Origin of the sequence: Herbidospora solisilvae (assembly GCF_009901565.1) — a bacterium.
GTDB lineage: Bacteria > Actinomycetota > Actinomycetes > Streptosporangiales > Streptosporangiaceae > Herbidospora > Herbidospora solisilvae.
In genome coordinates, this window is record NZ_WXEW01000002.1 from 601,462 (window position 1) to 620,541 (window position 19,080).

A 19,080-nucleotide genomic window follows, 5' to 3' on the forward strand; every position below is an offset into this window, starting at 1 on the left:
ATCCTAGCCGCGAGCGGCGACGGGCATGGGACACCACGGTCGCAGTGCAGCGGGCACCACGATGGGGCACCACAACGGAGGCGAGTGGCCGGGCGAAGCGGTGGGGCGAAGTGGGTGCTGTGCGTCGGCGGCGCATGGCTCACATGCGCGCCTGGTGCGGGGCCGGGTTCGTCGGCGTGCTCGGGGACGTGTCCGGTGGGGGCGGGTCTACGCTGGTGATCGTCGACCTGTGGGGGTTGGTGAACATCTGCAGGGTGTGCGGGCTCCCCGGCGGCAGATGTTGCCGTACTCGCCGGTCGCCTGGATTCTCTAGTGTGCTCGGCAACCGAGGGAGGTGGCCGTGAAGGTCGTCGGCAGTGCCCTGATCGGGGCGGAACGGTCGAAGGTCTGGGACGCTCTGCAGGATCCCGCCGTGCTGGTGCGCACGATCCCCGGCTGCCAGCGCCTGGAGGCGGTCGGCAGCGACGTCTACACCATGACCGTCTCGGCGGGGGTGGCGTCCATCAAGGGGATCTACCAGGGGCAGGTCGCGCTCACCGATCCCGAGGAGCCGGAGGCCTTCGTGCTGAAGGCGCGGGGGCAGGGGGCGCCCGGCACGGTCGACGCGACCGTGCGGGTGCGGCTCACCGAGGAGGACGGCGGCACCCGGATCGACTACGACGCCGACGCCGTCGTGGGCGGCATGGTCGGCGGGGTCGGGCAGCGGATGCTCACCTCCGTCGCCAAGAAGATGGCGGGGGAGTTCTTCACCGCCGTCGAGAAGGACATCCTCGCGGTGCCCGCGATCTTCCCCGGTGCGCCGGTCGCCGTCGAGGGGCAGCCGGTGGGGGAGGCGGCCGTCTTCACCCGTGCCGAGACCCCGGTGACCGGCGGCGGGCGTGACCGCGGGCCGCGCGCGTGGCCCGTTCTGGCGGCTTTCGGGATGGGCGCCGGGATCGCCCTGGGAAGCGCCGTCATCGGCTGGCTTCTCGGTCGTGCCGGGAAACGGTAGCGATCGGGCGATCTTTCGGCGTAACTTGTCCGCATGCGGGAGTCGCACGCGGAGGACGCTCGGGCAGAGGCACGACGGCTGACCACCGACCTGCTGGGGGAGGACCGCCCAACGGCGGCCACCCTCCTGAGGGAGGCGCAGGCCGTGCTCGGCCGTGAACGCACCCGCCGCGTGGCGGACCTGGTCCGTCTCGCCCCACTGACTCGGCGTTCAGCCGAACTGGCGGCCGTCGCCGCGCTCCTCGTCGGGACCGATGAGCTCGGCGGCGGTTGGTGGACCGTCAGCCGCGACGGAAAACTGCCCGCGCCAGAAGAGGCGCTGGTCAAGGCGCAGCCGATCGAGCCGTGGGGTGACCTGACCGTTCTCGAGACGCTGGCCGCGTGGGTCTCCGACGACGTCGCCGACACCCTGTGGGGCACGCCCGTCGGCACCGCCGACCTCAACTCCTGGCAGGCCGAAGACCGGGTCCCGGTGCCGCCCGGCGCCAAGGCCGGGGCCAGGCTGGTCGTCTCGTTCGACGCGGGCGGGCGGCTCGACGCCGTCGTGGTCCGGCGGCTCGACGACGAACTCGGCACCAACCTCGACTTCAACTCCCTCCGCTACGCCCGCCCGGCCGAGGCCCAGTGGTCGTGGGGCGTCGCGGCCGGCCTGGGGCCGCACCCGCTACCGGGGGAGGAGCCCAGCCCGTACGGCCGGGAGATCGACCCGAAGACCGGCCACGTGCTGCGCGAGTGGACTCTCCGCCACGGCGCCACCACCGAGGAGACCGGCCCCGCCTGGCAGACCGTCGGCGACGTCGTGGCGGCCGTGGAGCGGCTCGACTGGATGTGGCGCAGCGCCGAGTGGTTCGCCTGGTGGCGGGCGGTGTCGGCGCTCATCGACGGCCACGACGACCAACTGACCGAACGGCTCCACGATCTGGCCCGGTGACGGGAATTCGGTTGTGGCCCCTCCGGGTTGCAAGCCGGTGTGAAGGTTGAGATCTTTTCCGACGTCGTCTGCCCCTGGTGCTACATCGGGCACACGCGGTTCCGCGCGGCCGTCCGCGCCTACGGCAAGCCCGTTCAGGTCGCCTACCGGCCGTTCCAGCTCTCTCCGGAGTCCGTCAGCGACGGCACCCCGCTCACGACGTGGCTGGAGGGCAGGTTCGGGCGCCAGGCCCTCCAGATGATCGACCGGGTGGTCGGCGTGGCCGCCGAGGACGGTCTCGACCTCAAGTACGACAAGGCCATCGGCGCCAACACGCTGGAGGCCCACCGGCTGATCTGGCTCGCCCAGCGCGACGGCAGGGCCCCCGAGATGGCCGACCGCCTGTTCCGGGCGCACTTCACCGACGGCCTCGACGTCGGCGACGCGGCCGTGCTGGCCAAGCTCGCCGCCGAGGTGGGGGTGGACGACACCGGCGAGGGCGCCCCGGAGGTCCGGGCCGAGATCGACCGGGCCCGTGAGCTCGGCATCGGCGGCGTGCCGCTGTTCCTGTTCGAGGACAAGTACGCCGTCTCCGGCGCGCAGCCCGTCGACCTGCTGGTCGGGGCGCTGCGGGAGGTCGAGGAGCGCGAGCCGCTCTCGGTGCCGCAGGGCGACGCGTGCGCCGACGGCTACTGCCTCATCTGAGCCGAAACACCGATTGCGCCCCGACCGTATCCGAGTCCGGCTCAGGTCTTCGAGCTGAGCCGGAACCTGGATTTCGGAGAACCGAAAATAATCCAACGACGTGAACACCCATGTGAACGTCTTCCCTGGAGAGCCCGTGCCGGAACGCCGGCCCCGTCGGCCTCATGGCCGCTGACCTGGGGCCCCACGGACCCGGGCGGGCGGCGGTTCACCACCTCGCCGGGCAGGCTGTGACGAGTATTTTGGGATTCTTCGGCACAACCCGCTGATTCCCCACGTCGGGCAGGTCGGTAGAAACGGGGCATGTACAGCGTCCGAATCGGTGTCGACACGGGTGGCACGTTCACCGACGTGGTGCTCGTCGACGAGCGCACCGGGCAGATCGTGACGACCAAGACCCCGTCGACGCCGTCGAACCCGGCCGACGGGTTCCTCGCCGGCGTCGCCAAGGTCCTGGAGCTCCACGGCGGCGGGGTCGACCTGGCGAGCGTCTCGGCGCTGGTCCACGGCACCACGGTGGCCACCAACCAGCTCCTGGAAGACCGTCCCGACCGGTCGGACCATCTTGGCTTCATCACCACCGAGGGCTTCGAGTTCATCCTGGAGATCGCCCGCCAGAGCGTCCCGGACGGCTACGGCAACTCCTACTTCTGGGTGAAACCACCCCGGATCGTGCCGGTGCACCGGGTGAAGACCGTGCCGGGCCGCCTCGACCACACCGGCGCCGAGGTCCGGCCCTTCTCCGAGGACGACGCGACGGCCGTGGCCCGCTGGTTCCGCGACCAGGGCGTCACCGCGATCGGGGTGTGCTTCCTGCACGCTTACGCCAACCCCGCGCACGAACGCCTCATGCGCGACGTGCTGGCCCGCGAGCACCCCGAGGCCGTGGTCTCGGTGTCGAGCGACGTGCTGCGGGAGTACCGCGAGTACGAGCGCTCGGTCACCACGCTGGTCGACGCCGCCGTGAAGCCGATCATGCGGACGTACATCGGCAACCTGTCCGAGCGGCTCGGCCGGGGCTTCTCGGTGATGAAGAGCAACGGCGGGGTGCTGTCGGCGGCCGAGGTCGTCAACCAGCCCATCACCACCGTCCTGTCCGGGCCGGCGGCGGGCGCGCTCGGCGCGGCCCTGATCGCCGGCACGGCGGGCCGGCCCAGCGTGATCACCCTGGACGGCGGCGGCACCAGCACCGACGTCGCCGTCATCGTCGACGGGGAGCCCTCCCAGACCACGGAGGGCTCCATCGGGCGTTACCCCTGCAAGATCCCCATGATCGACATCGTCACCGTCGGGGCGGGCGGCGGTTCGGTGGCGTGGATCTCGCCCGAGGGGACGTTGAAGGTCGGCCCCCGCTCGGCGGGGGCCGACCCCGGCCCGATCTGCTACGGCAGGGGCGGCACCGAGGTCACCGTCACCGACGCCCACGTCTTCCTGGGCCGGGTCCCGCCCCACCTGCTCGGCGGCGAGATCCCGCTCGACGCGGCGGCGGCGCGGGCCGGGATCGAGGGCTTGGCCGCCAAGCTCGGCCTCACCCCCGAGCGCTGCGCGACCGGCATCCTGGAGATCAGCGCCTTCAACCAGTCGAACGCGATCCGCCAGATCACCGTGAAGCGCGGCCTGGACGTGCGCGACTTCCCCATGGTCGCCTTCGGCGGATCCGGCCCGCTGCTGGTCTGCCGGCTGCTCGACGTGCTGGGCCTGAAGAGCGCGATCGTGCCGCCCGACCCGGGCAACGTGTCGGCCTTCGGCCTGCTGACGGTGGACGTGAAGAACGACTACGTCCGCACCCACGTGACGACCGACCCCGACCCGGACGAGATCGAGGCGGTCTTCCGCGATTTGGAGGCCCAGGCCGCCGAGGCGCTGACCCGCGAGGGCTTCACCGACCACGTGTACGTCCGCACCGCCGACCTGCGCTACTACGGCCAGGCCTACGAGGTGCGGGTGCCCGCCGACGGCGACGTCGAGGCCCGCTTCCACGAGGCGCACCAGAGGCTCTACGGGTACGGCTACCGCGACGACCCCCGCCACGCCGTCGAATGGGTCAACCTCCGCGTGAGCGGGATCGGCCCGATCACCCGCCCGGCGCTGGCCCGCCGCCCCGAGCAGTTCGAGGAGCCCACCCCGATCTGCACCCGCGACGTCCACTTCGACGGCTGGGCCCGGACGGTGATCTACCGCCGCCGCGACCTCGGCGCCGGGGCCGTGGTGCACGGCCCGGCGGTCATCGAGGAGTACGGCTCCACGCTCCCGGTGCACCCCGGCTTCACCGCGACCATGGACGACTACGGCAACCTGGAGGTGCGCCGTGAGCTTGGCTGACCCGATCCTGATCGAGATCGTCGAGGGGACGCTGGCGTCGGTCGAGATGGAGGTGGAGACCGCCATCGCCCGGACCGCCCGCTCGCCCATGATCCGCGACGCGCACGACTTCCGGGCCGGCATCCACGACGTCCGGCTGCGCAAGCTGACCGGGCGCTCCTACAGCGCGCTCGTGCAGCCGATCGTGCGCGACTTCCCGATCGAGACGATGAACCCCGGCGACGTCTTCTTCCACAACGACGTCTACCTGTCCGAGGGCGGCATCGGCCACCTGCCCGACCTGTGCGTGACCGTGCCGGTCTTCCATGAGGGCCAGGTGGTGGCGTTCGTGCAGGCCTTCGGCCACCACGACGACATCGGCGGCGCCTGCCCCGGCTCGATGCCCTCCGGGGCCCGCAGCGTGTTCGAGGAGGGCCTGATGGTGCCCCCGATCAGGCTCTGGGACCGGGGCGTGCCCAACGACGCCGCGCTGCGGATCATGACGCGCAACTCCCGCATGCCCGACTCCCTGGCCGGCGACCTCGACGCGGAGTGCTCGGCCTGCCTGATGGGCGCCCGGCGGCTGGGCGAGCTGTTCGACCGCTACGGCCGCGCGGCCGTCGAGACGTGCTTCGACGCGATCCTGGCCAAGACGACCGAGACCTTCCGCCGCGAACTGCTGGCGAAGATCCCCGAGGGCGTGCACGTCTGGGAGGACTACGCCGAGCACGACGGCGTCGACGAGCCCCGCCTGCACGCCCAGCGCATCACCCTGACCGTCGACCACAGCGCCCCCGAACCGCTGGTGATCGACTTCACCGGCACGTCACCGCAGGCCAAGGGCCCCATCAACCACGCCGGCGACTACGCCGACGGGGTGTTCCTGAAGAAGTGGCTGGCCCCGATCCTGCGCAACCTGGCCGACACCCCGGAGCGCATGGCCGAGCTCGACGTCAACGAGGGCGTCGTCCCGCTGATCAAGATGGTCTTCCCGGAGAAGGGCACCCTGCTCACGCCGATCTTCCCCGCGCCCACCAACGCCCGCACCTTCGTGATCCTGCGGTTGCTGGGCGTGCTGGCCGGGGTGCTGGCCAAGGCCACCGGCGGCCGGATGCCCGCCGACCAGGAGACCATCCGCTACACCGGCGTCTACGGCCTCGACGCCAACGGCGACGACTACCTGATGCGCGAGGTCCTCGGCGGCGGCTCCGGCGGCCGCTGGTACGCCGACGGCGAGGACACCATCCACGTGGTCCCCGACTCCCGCAACATCCCCGTGGAGTTCGCCGAGGCCCGCTGGCCGCTGCGGGTCGAACGCCTGGGCCTGGCCGTCGACAGCGGCGGCCCCGGCCGCTACCGGGGCGGCCTCGGCTACGACAAGCACATCCGGCTGCTGCGCGACGCGTCGTTCATGAGCATCGCCGACCGCTCGATCCTGAGCTGCTGGGGCGTCAACGGCGGCCGGGCCGGGCGGCCGTTCGTGGTGACGGTCAACGGCGTCGAGATGGACGGGCTGGTCGACGACTTCCCGGTGCGGGAGGGCGAGATCGTGCGCGTCCGCACGACGGGCGGCGGCGGGTGGGGCTCCCCCTTCGACCGCGAACCGTCCCGGGTCGCCGACGACGTGCGGGACGGGAAGGTGTCCCTCGACGCCGCCCGGGAGGACTACGGCGTGGTGTTCTCCGACGGCCTGACGGTCGACGAGGCGGCCACCGAGGCGCTGCGGGCGCAGCTGCGGGCGCCGAGGGAGGCGTTCTTCGACCGGGGGCCGGGCTTCCCGAAGTTGTCGGGCGGCCTGCCGCACGCGGAGGTCGACGTCCGGCCGTAGGGGCTCAGCGTTTCAGCCAGCGGAAGCGGCCGGTGGCCGGGTAGCGGATGCGCAGTCGTCCGTAGCCCAGGCGGCCCGTCACCCGGAGGTGCGGGCGGCCGGGCACGGGCGCGCCCGGGACCTTGGAGAACACGCCGCCCCAGTCGGTCTGGACGCCGTCGGCGTCGGCGGTCGCGCCGGGCGGCAGGACGATCGTGGCGCTGCCGTAGGCGAGGTCGAGCTCCACGTCGATCCGGTCGTGTTCGATCACCGCCTCGGACAGGTCGAAGTGGGGGTGGGCGTATTCGGCCTCGACGCGCAGCGTGCGGGGGACCCGCCAGGCGCCCTTGCGGACGACGCGGCCCGACCGCGTGCGGATCGTCACCACCTCGCCCGGACGTTCGGGCAGGTCGGCGGTGAGCGCGGCCAGGTCGCCGTGGGAGACGGCGGTCAGGGCGCGTTCGACGCGCTGCTCCATCTCGCCGGGGGCGAGGCGGCCGTCGGCGTACGCCGTCTTGAGGCGGGCGACGGTCGATTCCCGGTCCTGGTCGGAGGCGCGGGCTTCCTGGTCCATGACCGTCAACCTAAGCCCAGACGACCTCGAACGTGACGCCGTCGACCCGGGCGTCCGGCACGACCGGGTTCCGGGCGAACCAGGCGTCCTCGGCGGCGGTCCACGTCACCCAGTCGGCGGTGTGCTCCGCGCCGTCGCGGGCCAGCACCCGCGCCCGCCGGAGATCAGAGGGCACCTCCACCCACACCCGGATGGCCGCCGGACAGGAGGCACGCCCCACGCTCACCCCCTCGACGATCACCACTGCCGCCGCCGGCACCTCGACCCGTTCGGCATAGACGCCGCGACGCCAGTCGTACCGGCGGAAAGAGGCCTTGGAGCCGTTTTGCAGTGGTTTGAGCACGTCGCGGGTGAGATGCGAAAACCAGGATTCGGGGCCCTGGTCCCAGGGGATGGGGAAGTCGTCGCTGTGCACCACGGGTGCGCCGTTCAGCGCCCCGGAGAGCAGGCCGGCGAAGGTCGTCTTGCCGGAGCCTCCCGGGCCGTCGACGGCCACCAGCCGGGACGGGCCGCACGACGGCTCCAGAAGGGCGATCCGGGCGGCCAGGTCGGCGATGGTCGGCATGCCCCGATCGTGCCAGCCCCCGTTGGTACGGGTAGCCTGCGGGCTCCCATCGGAATCGGAGGACGATCGTGCAGGGACCCCTCACCGGTGTCGTGGTGCTCGACCTGTCCCGGGCGCTGGCCGGGCCCCACGCGGCCCAGATGCTCGGTGACCTCGGCGCTGACGTGATCAAGGTCGAGCATCCGCAGGGCGGGGACGAGTCGCGCGGCTGGGGGCCGCCCTTCGTCGGCGACGTGTCGACCTACTTCCTGTCGGCCAACCGCAACAAGCGGTCGATCACGCTCGACCTCAAGGACCCCGGCGACAAGGACGTGCTGACCCGGCTGATCCGGCAGGCCGACGTCCTGATCGAGAACTTCCGCACCGGGGTGCTCGCCCGGCTCGGCTTCTCCACCGACATGATCGCCGAGCTCAACCCGCGCATGGTGGTGTTGTCGATCACCGGGTTCGGGCACGACGGGCCCGAGGGCGGCCGTCCCGGCTACGACCAGATCGCCCAGGGCGAGGCGGGGCTGATGTCGATCACCGGGCCGCCCGGTCAGCCCCACCGCGCCGGGCCGTCGATCGCCGACCTGCTGGCCGGCATCCACGGCGCCTACGGCGTCGCCGCCGCCCTCTACGAGCGCGAGCGCACCGGCAGGGGCGGGGTGGTCCGGACCTCGCTGCTGGCCTCGGTCGTCGGCGTGCACGCCTACCACGGCACCCAGTGGACGGTCGCGGGCCAGGTCCCCAAGGCCAACGGCAACCACCACTCCTCGATCGCGCCCTTCGGGGCCTTCCGCTGCTCCGACGGCATGATCCAGATCGCGGCCGGCAACGAGGGCCAGTGGCGGAAGGTGGCCGCGCTGCTCGGCGTCGACCCCGACCGGCCCGAATACGCCACCAACCGCGACCGCTTCGCCCACCGCGACGAACTCGTCGCCGAGATGGAGAAGACGCTGACCACCGAGACCCGCGACCACTGGCTCGGCCGGCTCGCCGACGCCGGGGTGCCCGCCGGGTCGATCCGCACCATCGACGAGGTCTACGCCTGGGACCAGACCCTCTCGCAAGGGCTGCTCGTCGAGGTCGACCACCCGGACCTCGGCCCGATCGGGCTGCCCGGCCCGGTCCTGCGCTTCGACCACCACCCGCCCGGCGAGCACACCGCCCCGCCCGCGCTGGGCGCCGACAACGAGGCGGTGCTCGACTGGCTCAAGGGGAAAGAGGCGCGGTGAACCCCGAGAGACCCGACGCGCGCACTCTGATCGGGATCGTGCTCGACCCCGGCTCGTGGGTCTCCTGGGACCGGTCGCCCCGTCAGACGGCCCCGCCCGGCTCCGACTACGCCGGCGAACTGGCCGCCGCCCGGACCGCGTCGGGCTACGACGAGTCGGTGATCACCGGTGAGGGGCGGCTCGACGGCCGCCGGGTGGCCGTGGTCGCCGGGGAGTTCTCCTTCCTCGCCGGTTCGATCGGCGTCGCGGCGGCCGAACGCCTCGTCGCCGCCGTCGAGCGCGCCACCGCCGAACGGCTGCCGCTGCTGGCCGCGCCCGCCAGCGGGGGCACCCGCATGCAGGAGGGCGCGCTGGCGTTCGTCCAGATGATCAAGATCACCGCCGCGGTGACGGCGCACAAGGAGGCCGGCCTCCCCTACGTCGTCTACCTGCGCCACCCGACCACCGGGGGCGTGTTCGCGTCATGGGGGTCGCTGGGCCACGTCACCGCCGCCGAACCGGGCGCGATGATCGGCTTTCTCGGACCGCGCGTCTTCGAGTCCCTGTACGGCTACCGCTTCCCCAAGGGCGTGCAGGAGTCGGAGAACCTGTTCGCCCACGGCCTGGTCGACGCGGTGGTCCCGGCGGCGCAGGCGCGCGAGATCGCGATCCGGGCGCTCAGCGTGTTGTGCGCCTCGAAGGACCTCCCGCCGCTGCCGCCGGCCGCCGAACCCGCGCCCAGAACCGACGTCCCGGCCTGGGACGCCATCGTCAGCTCCCGGCGCGACGACCGCCCCGGCGTCCGGGCCCTGCTGAAACTGGCCGCCGCCGACGTCACCCCGCTGAACGGCACCGGCGCGGGCGAGAGCGACCCCGGCCTCCTGCTGGCCCTGGCCCGTTTCGGCGAGGCGCCCGCGGTGGTGCTCGGCCAGGACCGGCGCGGCGCGCGGGCCGGCCTGAAGATCGGCCCGGCCGGGCTGCGGGTGGCCCGCCGGGGGATGAAGCTCGCCGAGGAGCTCGGCCTGCCCCTAGTGACGGTCATCGACACGGCGGGTGCCGAGTTGTCGAAGGCGGCCGAGGAGGGCGGCCTGGCGGGGGAGATCGCCCGCTCGCTGGCCGACCTGGTCATGCTCGACGCCCCGACGGTCTGCCTGCTGCTCGGCCAGGGCTCGGGCGGCGCGGCCCTGGCCCTCCTGCCGGCCGACCGCGTGCTCGCCGCCCAGCACGCCTGGCTCTCGCCGCTGCCCCCCGAGGGCGCCTCGGCGATCCTCTACCGCACGGTCGACTTCGCCCCCGAGATCGCCCAGGCCCAGGGGGTGAGGGCGGCCGACCTGAAACGGGACGGCATCGTCGACCGCATCATCGCCGAGTGCCCCGACGCGGTCTACGAGCAACCGGCCTTCACGAAGAGGGTCGCCCGAGCACTGGAAGAGGAGATCGCCGCCCTCCTGGCCGAACCGGCCCACGACCGGGTGGACCGGCGGATCGCCCGATACCGAGCCGTCGGAACGACCTGACCTCGGCCCGCCCCCGGTCTAGCCGGAGGTGAGGGGGATGGAGATGCGCTCGACCCTGATCGAGTGCACCTCCTCGCGGGGCACCACGACCTCGTAGGCGCCGTGGTCGACCAGCCAGTAGCCGAGGGCCTCGGCCTTCATGCCGCTGTGGCCGGTGTAGGCGATGTGCAGCCCGCCCTCCTCGCCGTCGTCCTCGTCGAGGACCAGGCAGGGCTCGCCGCCGAACTCGCCGACGGTGCGCAGCAGCACGAGGCGGTCGAGCTCCTTGGTCGTCACGGCCAGGCGGTGGTAGCCGCGGCCGCGTTCGAAGCCGGGCTCGGCCGTCTCGCTGAACAGGACGACGTCGTCGCCGCCGGGGCCGATGGCGGCCGGGTAGTTGCGGCCCCGGTAGGTCGCCATGAACCCGAGGCCGACCGGTTCGACGTCGCCGCTCATGCGGCCGGCCGCCACGAGAGGCCGTCGAAGGCCGCGAACAGGCGCTCGCCCTGCCGGGTGAGGTGGACGATCTCGGCGCCCGCCGGGATCGGCATGGGCATGGTGTGGAACTGCGGCACGACGTGCTCCCGCGAGGCGGTGAAGCCGTTTCCGGCGAAGGGGGGCGAATCGCTCCAGTCGCCGCCCATGTGGGGGCCGTAGGGAACGACATAGGTGTCGATCTCCCGCGCCAGCCAGCGCAGGATGTAGAGCTCCGGTACGCCCGGGACCAGCTCCGACCCCTCGAAGGAGAGGTCGAGCGCGTCGACGATCGCCCGGGGGGTGGTCAGCCGCTCGCAGTCCTGCACCCGGTAGACGTACCCGGAGATGACGGTACGCCGTCCGGCCAGGTATGGCACGAGCAGGCGCGGTGGGATCACCTTCTGCATGCGTGTGCTCTGCCCTGGCTCACTCATGGGGGACAGTTTACGAGCGATTGACTTCCTCACCTCCCGTTAGGAGGGATTCACCCGCCAATGTCCCCGATTGTGAATCGTCGATGCAGCAGGGCGGGCAGCGCCGTCCTGACCGCTTCGGTCCGGGCCGGGTCGACCGCTCCGGAGCCCACGCCGGGCGCGGGGCCGAGAGCCCTGGTCACCACGCCCATCGGGTCGACGAGCATGCTGTGCCCGATCCCGAAGCCGTCGGCGTGGGGCGGCTGGCCGACGGCGACGGTCCAGGTGGTGTTCTCGATCGCGCGGGCCCGGACCATGGTGGTCCAGTGGTCCTCCTTCAGCGGCCCGGCGGCCCAGGCCGCGATCACCGCGAAGACGTCGGCGCCCTGGTCGACCAGCTTCCGGAACAACTCGGGGAACCGCACGTCGTAGCAGGTCGCCAGGCCCACCCTCAGCCCGGCCACCTCGGCCACGACCGGCTCGGGCCCGGGGCTGACGAACTCCGACTCCCGCGACCCGAACGAGTCGAACAGGTGGATCTTCCGGTACGCCGCCTTCAGCGCCCCGTCGGCGTCGACGGCGACCGCGGTGTTGGCGACCCGGTCGCCGTCGGGCTCCCAGACCCCGGCGATCACGGCGGTGCCGGTGTCGCGGGCGGCCTCGCGGAGACCGGTCACGAACGGCCCGTCGAGGGGTTCGGCGACCTCGCCGATGTGGCGGCCGAACCGGCTCAGCGTGGCTTCGGGGAAGACGACGAGGTCGGCCTCCGCGGCGGCCAGCGCCTCACGCACGGTCTCCAGGTTCTTCTTCGGCTCGTGGTCGATCGGGATCTGCCCCAGCGCTACTACGGTCACCCGCAACAGTCTGCCCGTTGGGGACCGCCTTCATCCAGGTGAGGCACCGCCAGATCCACTCCAGGGGCCCGTAGCGGAACCGCGAGAGCCACCACGCCGAGAACCACCCCTGGACGACCAGGGTCACCACCGTGACCACGACCACGGAGAAGAACGACTCCGCCCCGGCCGCGATGATCACGAAGGAGCTGGTGACGTAGTTGGTCAGCGCCATCCGCCCGAGCGGCTCGAACAGCCGGGGGCTCAGCAGCAGGAACCCCGACGCGTAGACCGCCGCCCCGGCCAGCGCCGAGGGGAAACCCCCGACGGGGAAGAACACGACCGCCGCGCCCACGCTGATCAGGAACACCGTCAGGCTCGGCTTCGGCCCGCCGTGGTCGACGCAGGCCAGGCCCAGCAGGAACAGGCCGCCGATGAGGATCCACGGGCTGCCCTGCACCACCGCCCAGGCCACCACGGCGGCCCCGAGCATCGGGTTGAGCCACTTCGGCAGGTAGCTGGCGGGCAGCAGCACGCCCACGCCGAGCAGGGCGTAGGGGAGCAGCACCTCGCCGGGCATCAGCCACCAGTGGCCCGCGCCGAACAGGGCCAGCACGGCCAGCCGCCGCAGCATGATCAGCCGGTCGTCGTGGGAGCGCAGGAACAGGGCGAAGCTGACGCCGAACAGGAACGAGAAGATCGGGTAGAACCGGCCCTCGGCGAAGGCCATGAACGCCGCGCCCTCTTCGGGACGCGGGTCGACGTGCTGCCAGGTGTTCACGAGCATGATGCCGCAGACCGCGAACCCCCGTAGAGAGTCGAGCTCGCGGATCCTGGCCATGCGAACAGAGTAAATTGTGCGGGTGCTAGTTGGACGTATGAGGGAATTCGGCCCGACGATTTTCGCCGAGATGACGGCGTTGGCCGTCAGAACGGGCGCGATCAACCTCGGCCAGGGGTTCCCCGACGAAGACGGCCCCGCCGCGATGCTCGACGTGGCGACCCAGGCCATCCTGAGCGGCCGCAACCAGTACGCCCCCGGCATCGGCGTGCCCGAGCTGCGCCAGGCGGTCTCCGAGCACGCCAAGGAGACCCAGGGCCTCTCCTACGACCCCGACACCGAGATCCTGGTCACCGTCGGGGCGACCGAGGCCATCGCGGCGGCGGTGCTGGCCCTGGTCGAGCCCGGCGACGAGGTGATCGTCTTCGAGCCCTACTACGACTCCTACCCGGCCGCGATCGCGCTGGCCGGGGGCACCCGCCGGGCGGTGCCGCTGCGGCCGGTCGACGGCCGCTTCACCTTCGACCCGGCCGACCTGCGGGCCACGCCGAAGACCCGGGCGATCATCGTCAACTCGCCCCACAACCCGACCGGCACCGTCTTCACGCCCGCCGAGCTGGAGACCATCGCCGCGTTCTGCCGCGACCACGACCTGATCGCCATCACCGACGAGGTCTACGAACACCTGACCTTCGACGGCGTCCCGCACGTCTCGCTGGCCACCCTCCCCGGCATGCGCGAGCGCACGGTCCGGATCTCCAGCGCCGGGAAGTCGTTCTCGGTGACCGGCTGGAAGACCGGGTGGATCTGCTCGACGCCCGAGCTGGTCACGGCGGTGACGGCGGTGAAGCAGTTCCTGACCTTCACTTCGGCCGTGCCCTGGCAGCTCGCCGTCGCCCACGCGCTGCGCCACGAGCTCGGCTGGGTGGCCCGTCTGCGCGACACCCTCCAGGCCAAGCGCGACCGCCTGTCGGCGGGGCTGGCCGGGGCCGGGTTCGAGGTGCTGAAAACGGCCGGAACCTATTTCGTGCAGACCGACATCCGGCCGCTGGGGCTGACCGACGGGCTGGAGCTGACCCGCCGGCTGCCCGAGCTGGCCGGGGTGGTGGCGATCCCGACGCAGGTCTTCTACGACCACGCCGAGACCGGGCGCCACTACGTCAGGTTCGCGTTCTGCAAGCGTGACGAGGTCATCGACGAGGCGGTCGACCGGCTGACGTCGCGGCGGCTGGGCTGAGCGGCCGGTGAGCGCCGGGCCGCCGGCCGCCGGTCCGGCGGCGGTCGGGGCGGGGAGGGCGGAGCCGTAACGGAGCATGATCGGCTGTTAACAGGTGATGAGGATCACATTTCAGAGCCAGTTGGAACGATCCACAAATGAGATGCTCAATAGTGTGACCCGCGCCTATACCTCTACCGTCAGTGATCCCTTCGACCGCGGCCATGAATTCGGGCAGGCGCACAGCGCCGACATCGCCCGCACCGTCGCCACCTACACCGAGGTCTTCCGGCGCAAGGCAGGGGGGCGGCAGCCCGACCTGACCGAGCTCGGCAAGCTCGGCATGAAGGCGATCGAGGCGTGGGCGCCCGACCTCGCCGAGGAGATCACCGGAATGGCGGAAGGCGCCCGTCTGCCCGTGACCGACCTCGCCGCGATCAACGCCCGGACCGAGATCCTGTCCTACCTGGGCGGCGCGCGGGAGAGCGAGTGCTCCGCGGTCGTCCTGCTCGGCGACGACGAGGACGCCCCGCCCGTGGCGGTGCAGACGTGGGACTGGATGCGCCAGATGGCGGCCGGCTGGCTCGTCTGGACCATCCCGTTCCCCGACGGACGCGTCACCACGACCCTCACCGAATACGGCGTCGTCGGCAAGATCGGCGTCAACAGCAGCGGCCTGGGCCTGCTCTTCACCCGCCTCCACCACGACGACGACGGCGCCGACGGGATCGGCCTGCCGGTGCACGTGGCCGCCCGCCGGGTCCTCGACGAGTGCGACTCGGTGACCTCGGCCGCCTACACCCTCACCACGGCCCCGGTCACGGCGTCCTCGTCGCTGAACCTGGTCTCCCACGGCCCCGGCGGAAACGCGGCGGTGACCTGCGAACTTCACCCGGGCGGACCCGGGTGGAGCGTTCCGGAGGACGACGGCATGCTCGTCCACACCAACCACTTCCTCGACCCGCGCGTGGTGCCCAGCGACCCCTATCCGCGCCTGCACCCCGGCACCCTCATCCGGCGCGACCAGTTGCGGCGCGGCCTGCGGCGGCACACCGCCAGGCCCGACGCGGCGACGGTCCGAAAGGTGATGGCCCGGCATGCCGGCGGCGTCTGCCACCACACCGAGCCCGGCCACGACGACGACCACATCACCCTGGCGACGGTCGAGCTCGACCTGAAGAACGGCGAGGTGCTCGCCACCGAGGGCGGGCCGTGCGGACGGCGCACTTGGTGAATCTTGCCCAGGGTCATGACCTTCGACGGCGAGAGTCGCCAATGCCGGGGAGATGGGCGGCGGATAGTTTCGCCGTGTGACGGGTGAGCGTGTCCTGATCGCCCTCGGCGGCAACGCGATGACCGCGCCGGACGGCTCCGCCGCCCCGGCCGACCAGAAGCGCGCGATCGAGCGCGCCATGACCCACGTCGCCGACCTGATCGGCCACGGCCACCGGGTGGCGATCACCCACGGCAACGGCCCGCAGGTGGGCAACATCCTGCTGAAGAACCAGCTCACCGCCCATGTGGTCCCCCCGGTGCCGCTCGACTGGTGCGGCGCCCAGACCCAGGGCACCCTCGGCGCCCTGATCATGAACGCCCTCGACCCGATCCCGGCGGCGACCGTGGTCACCCGCACCCTCGTCGACCCCGGCGACCCGGCCTTCCACGACCCCGTCAAGCCGATCGGCCAGTACTTCTCGGTCGTGGAGGCCCGGCGCTTCCAGGCGCTCGGCCAGACGTGGCGGGAGTTCGAGCGCGGCTGGCGCCGGGTGGTCGCCTCGCCGCGCCCGGTGCAGATCCTGGACGCGGCCCCGGCCGTGGCGCTGATGGAGGCCGGTTACACGGTCGTGGCGGCGGGCGGCGGGGGAGTGCCGGTCGTGCGCGACGCCGACGGCCGGCTCCACGGCGTGGAGGCCGTGATCGACAAGGACCACGCGGCCTGCGCCCTGGCCCAGGCGGTCGGGGCGGACATCCTGGTCATCGCGACCGACGTCCCCCACGCCATCGCCGGATACGGCACCCCCGAGGCCCGCCCCATCGGGAGCGTGACGCCGAAGGAGATGCGGGTACTCCAGGCCGAAGGACATTTCGCCAGCGGCAGCATGGGCCCGAAGGTCGAGGCCGCGCTGCGTTTCGTCGAGGAGGGCGGCGCCAAGGCAGTGATCACGTCACTGGACAACATTGCCGCCGCCATTTCAGGAAATATCGGTACAACGGTTAACCGGGAGAGTTAGATGCCGGACCCCATCGAGGTACGCAAGGTCGCCATCGAGAGCGTGACCGACGCGTCCGGGCTCGCCAAGCTGATCGACGACGGCGTGATCGAGGCCGCCCGCGTGCTGGCCGTCATCGGCAAGACCGAGGGCAACGGCGGCGTCAACGACTACACCCGCATCCTGGCCGACCGCGCCTTCCGCGAGGTCCTGGCGAGCAAGGGCCACCCGTCCCCCGAGAGCGTGCCGCTGGTCTGGTCGGGCGGCACCGACGGCGTCCTGTCGCCGCACGCGACCATCTTCGCCACGGTCGACCCGGCGTCCGCGCCACAGAGCGACGAGCCGAGGCTGAGCGTGGGCATCGCGATGAGCGAGGTCATCCTCCCCGAGGACATCGGTCGCCCGGCCATGGTCGAGAAGGTCGCGGCCGGCGTCCGCGAGGCGATGAAGATCGCCGGCATCGACGACCCGCGCGATGTCCACTACGTGCAGACCAAGACCCCGCTGCTCACCCTGTCGACCATCAACGACGCCAAGTCCCGCGGCCACGACGTGATCACCGAGGACACCGGCCCGTCGATGGACATCTCCAACTCCACGACCGCCCTCGGCATCGCCGTGGCCCTGGGCGAGATCGAGATGCCCACCGCCGACCAGATCCACCGCGACCTGTCGCTGTACTCGTCGGTCGCGTCGTGTTCCAGCGGCGTCGAACTCGACGTGGCCCAGATCGTGGTCGTCGGCAACGTCCGCGGCATCGGCGGCCGCTACCGCGCCGGCCACTCGGTCATGAAGGACGCCCTCGACACCGACGGCATCTGGGCGGCCATCCGCGACGCCGGCATCGACCTGCCCGACCGCCCCCACCCCAGCGACCTGGGCGGCCGCCTGGTCAACCTGTTCATGAAGTGCGAGGCCGACCCGACGGGCAGCGTGCGCGGGCGGCGCAACATCATGCTCGACGACAGCGACGTCCACTGGCACCGCCAGATCAAGGCGACGGTCGGCGGCGTCGCGGCCAGCGTGACGGGCGACCCGGCGGTCTTCGTCAGCGTCGCGGCCGTCCACCAAGGGCCCAGCGGCGGCGGCCCGGTCATCGCCATCGCCGACCTGGGCTGAGCGCCGTCACTTTCCCGACGGCCCCGTCACGGCTCGGTTTTCACGACGGCTCCGTTACGGCTCCGCCGACAGCGGCACCGCCCGCCGCCCACAGCGGCGGGCGGTCACCCGGCGCTCCGCACCCGCTCGGCCTGAGCGCCGCCACGGCACGGCGGGTATCCTCGCCCTTCGTGCCTTCGATTCCGCAGCCCCTGGTGCCCGACGACGACGGGCGCGCCGACGCCGCGCTGGCCGCGACGCTGGCCGGCTTCCAGACTGGGGCCGCCACGGTCGCCGACGTGCTGACCGCCCTGGGGCCCGCGCGGCTGCTCGTGCCCGTCGTGGCGCTCCTCACCGAGGCCGAGGTCGGCGAAGACGGGCTCAAGCGCGAGAAGGAGAGCGAGATGGCCCTGCCCAAGCTCGTCGGGCAGGACGGGCGGATGGCCGTGCTCGCGTTCACCGGGGTCGAGGCGCTCACCCGGTGGCGGGCCGACGCGCGGCCCATCCAGGCCTCCGCGTCGCAGGTCTGCAAGGCGGCCGTGCACGAGCAGGCCGCGGCCGTGGTCATCGACGTCGCGGGCCCGGCGCCGTTCGCGGTCGAGGGCTCCATGCTGCACGCCATGGCCGCCATCGAGGACGCCGCCGCCCGCAGGAGCCTCGACGTCGACGTGCCGGGGGTGACGGTGGCCCGCTTCGAGGCCGAGCCGCCGAAGAAGAAGAGCTGGTGGCGCCGCAAGGGCTCTCCACAGTCGTGAGACGCAGGGGTTTCCACACTCGTAACGCGCCTCGGGACCGCGCACGCCGATGAGGGGTTAGGGTCGGCCGCGTGTCGTCTTGGGGGCTGCTCGTGCTGCTCGGCGTGGTCGCCGGGCGTTACGCGCGTGAGCTCGCCGGAGGGTTCACGCCCGAGCCCGACGACACCCGCAAAGAGGCGCGGGCGGCGTTACGCCACACCGTCGGCGTCGTGCCGGTCCCGCGGCGGCCCTTCGTCGTCGAGGGGGTCACGGGGCTGCTGTTCGGGGTCCTCGCCTGGCGCTACGCCGCGACGCCCGAGCTGGTCCCCGCGCTGCTGCTGGCGGCCTGGGCCGGAGTGGTGCTCACGGTCACCGACCTGCGCACATGGCGGCTGCCCGACGTCGTTACGCTGCCCGCCTATCCGGTCCTGCTGGCCGCCCTCGCCCCCACCGGGCGGCTGATGGTCGCCACGGCCTGCGGGCTGGCGATGGCCGGGATCTATCTCGTCCTGTGGTTCGGGCGGCCCTCGGGGATCGGGTTCGGCGACGTGAAGCTCGCGGGGCTGGTCGGGCTCGTCTCCGGAGCGGTCAGCGTCGACGCCGCCATCGTCGCCGGAGTGGGCGGGCAACTGCTCGGCGGGCTCTGGGCATTAGGGCTGCTTATCACCCGGAAAGGCACCCGGACCAGCGAGTTCCCCTTCGGTCCCGCTATGATCGCGGGCGCGCTGGCGGCTCTGCTGGCGGGAGCTTAACCGCACATCTGAAAGACTTGGT

Annotated in this window: 19 protein-coding genes; 13 read left to right on the top strand and 6 right to left on the bottom strand. The window is 72.2% G+C overall.

Annotated elements, in window-relative coordinates; translation table 11 throughout:
* Nucleotides 1–340 precede the first annotated feature (340 nt).
* The 5 genes from GT755_RS08470 (at nucleotide 341) to GT755_RS08490 (ending at nucleotide 6,734) form a co-directional block, all read left to right on the top strand.
* The gene (locus GT755_RS08470; protein WP_161479131.1) at nucleotides 341–991 is read left to right on the top strand and encodes an SRPBCC family protein; all 651 of its coding nucleotides are present in this window, start codon (nucleotides 341–343) and stop codon (nucleotides 989–991) included.
* Nucleotides 992–1,024: 33 nt separating this feature from the next.
* Nucleotides 1,025–1,921: a hypothetical protein gene (locus tag GT755_RS08475; RefSeq protein WP_161479132.1), complete on the top strand. Its 897-nt coding sequence runs from the start codon at nucleotides 1,025–1,027 to the stop codon at nucleotides 1,919–1,921.
* 39 nt (nucleotides 1,922–1,960) lie between these two features.
* Nucleotides 1,961–2,605, top strand: coding sequence for a DsbA family oxidoreductase (locus GT755_RS08480; protein WP_161479133.1), 645 nt, complete (start codon nucleotides 1,961–1,963; stop codon nucleotides 2,603–2,605).
* Nucleotides 2,606–2,908: 303 nt separating this feature from the next.
* Nucleotides 2,909–4,927 carry a hydantoinase/oxoprolinase family protein gene (locus GT755_RS08485; RefSeq protein ID WP_161479134.1) on the top strand — a complete coding sequence of 673 codons (2,019 nt, stop codon included), beginning with the start codon at nucleotides 2,909–2,911 and terminating at the stop codon, nucleotides 4,925–4,927.
* Nucleotides 4,914–6,734 (top strand): hydantoinase B/oxoprolinase family protein, encoded by a 1,821-nt coding sequence (locus GT755_RS08490; protein WP_161479135.1) that lies wholly within the window; start codon nucleotides 4,914–4,916, stop codon nucleotides 6,732–6,734. The genes GT755_RS08485 and GT755_RS08490 overlap by 14 nt, the downstream gene beginning before the upstream one ends.
* 4 nt (nucleotides 6,735–6,738) lie before the next feature.
* On the opposite strand, the gene GT755_RS08495 is transcribed toward GT755_RS08490, so the two are convergent.
* A complete protein-coding gene (locus tag GT755_RS08495; RefSeq protein WP_161479136.1) occupies nucleotides 6,739–7,287 on the bottom strand; it encodes a DUF1707 SHOCT-like domain-containing protein in 549 nt (182 codons plus the stop codon).
* Nucleotides 7,288–7,297: 10 nt separating this feature from the next.
* Entirely contained in the window at nucleotides 7,298–7,852 is a 555-nt protein-coding gene (locus tag GT755_RS08500) for a uridine kinase family protein (protein ID WP_161479137.1), read from the bottom strand.
* 68 nt (nucleotides 7,853–7,920) lie between these two features.
* Between GT755_RS08500 and GT755_RS08505 the strand changes: the two genes are divergently transcribed.
* Both GT755_RS08505 and GT755_RS08510 read left to right on the top strand, forming a co-directional pair.
* The gene (locus GT755_RS08505) at nucleotides 7,921–9,069 is read left to right on the top strand and encodes a CaiB/BaiF CoA transferase family protein (protein ID WP_161479138.1); all 1,149 of its coding nucleotides are present in this window, start codon (nucleotides 7,921–7,923) and stop codon (nucleotides 9,067–9,069) included.
* Nucleotides 9,066–10,565 (top strand): carboxyl transferase domain-containing protein, encoded by a 1,500-nt coding sequence (locus GT755_RS08510; protein WP_161479139.1) that lies wholly within the window; start codon nucleotides 9,066–9,068, stop codon nucleotides 10,563–10,565. The genes GT755_RS08505 and GT755_RS08510 overlap by 4 nt, the downstream gene beginning before the upstream one ends.
* A gap of 18 nt (nucleotides 10,566–10,583) precedes the next feature.
* Here GT755_RS08510 and GT755_RS08515 read toward each other — a convergent pair whose 3' ends face one another.
* From GT755_RS08515 to GT755_RS08530, 4 genes are read right to left on the bottom strand one after another with little or no spacing between them, the layout of a single operon-like run.
* Nucleotides 10,584–11,000 (bottom strand): hypothetical protein, encoded by a 417-nt coding sequence (locus tag GT755_RS08515; RefSeq protein ID WP_161479140.1) that lies wholly within the window; start codon nucleotides 10,998–11,000, stop codon nucleotides 10,584–10,586.
* Nucleotides 10,997–11,455, bottom strand: a complete 459-nt coding sequence (locus GT755_RS08520) for a hypothetical protein (RefSeq protein ID WP_030454273.1) — start codon at nucleotides 11,453–11,455, stop codon at nucleotides 10,997–10,999. Before GT755_RS08520 ends, GT755_RS08515 begins: the two co-directional genes overlap by 4 nt.
* A gap of 50 nt (nucleotides 11,456–11,505) precedes the next feature.
* Nucleotides 11,506–12,288 (bottom strand): carbon-nitrogen hydrolase family protein, encoded by a 783-nt coding sequence (locus GT755_RS08525; protein ID WP_161479141.1) that lies wholly within the window; start codon nucleotides 12,286–12,288, stop codon nucleotides 11,506–11,508.
* On the bottom strand, nucleotides 12,218–13,108 hold the full coding sequence (locus GT755_RS08530; RefSeq protein ID WP_161479142.1) for a DUF418 domain-containing protein: 891 nt from the start codon (nucleotides 13,106–13,108) through the stop codon (nucleotides 12,218–12,220). The genes GT755_RS08525 and GT755_RS08530 overlap by 71 nt, the downstream gene beginning before the upstream one ends.
* A gap of 13 nt (nucleotides 13,109–13,121) precedes the next feature.
* On the opposite strand from GT755_RS08530, the gene GT755_RS08535 reads away from it, so the two are divergent.
* The 6 genes from GT755_RS08535 (at nucleotide 13,122) to GT755_RS41020 (ending at nucleotide 19,058) form a co-directional block, all read left to right on the top strand.
* Entirely contained in the window at nucleotides 13,122–14,285 is a 1,164-nt protein-coding gene (locus GT755_RS08535) for a pyridoxal phosphate-dependent aminotransferase (RefSeq protein ID WP_328794267.1), read from the top strand.
* Nucleotides 14,286–14,439: 154 nt separating this feature from the next.
* Nucleotides 14,440–15,498, top strand: a complete 1,059-nt coding sequence (locus tag GT755_RS08540) for a C45 family autoproteolytic acyltransferase/hydolase (RefSeq protein ID WP_161479144.1) — start codon at nucleotides 14,440–14,442, stop codon at nucleotides 15,496–15,498.
* A 76-nt stretch (nucleotides 15,499–15,574) separates the two neighbouring features.
* On the top strand, nucleotides 15,575–16,495 hold the full coding sequence (locus tag GT755_RS08545; RefSeq protein ID WP_285582826.1) for a carbamate kinase: 921 nt from the start codon (nucleotides 15,575–15,577) through the stop codon (nucleotides 16,493–16,495).
* Nucleotides 16,496–17,593: a barbiturase gene (gene bar / locus GT755_RS08550; protein WP_161479145.1), complete on the top strand. Its 1,098-nt coding sequence runs from the start codon at nucleotides 16,496–16,498 to the stop codon at nucleotides 17,591–17,593.
* Nucleotides 17,594–17,763: 170 nt separating this feature from the next.
* Nucleotides 17,764–18,327, top strand: a complete 564-nt coding sequence (locus GT755_RS08555) for an SseB family protein (protein WP_161479146.1) — start codon at nucleotides 17,764–17,766, stop codon at nucleotides 18,325–18,327.
* A 71-nt stretch (nucleotides 18,328–18,398) separates the two neighbouring features.
* Entirely contained in the window at nucleotides 18,399–19,058 is a 660-nt protein-coding gene (locus tag GT755_RS41020; RefSeq protein ID WP_161479147.1) for a prepilin peptidase, read from the top strand.
* Nucleotides 19,059–19,080: the final 22 nt, after the last annotated feature.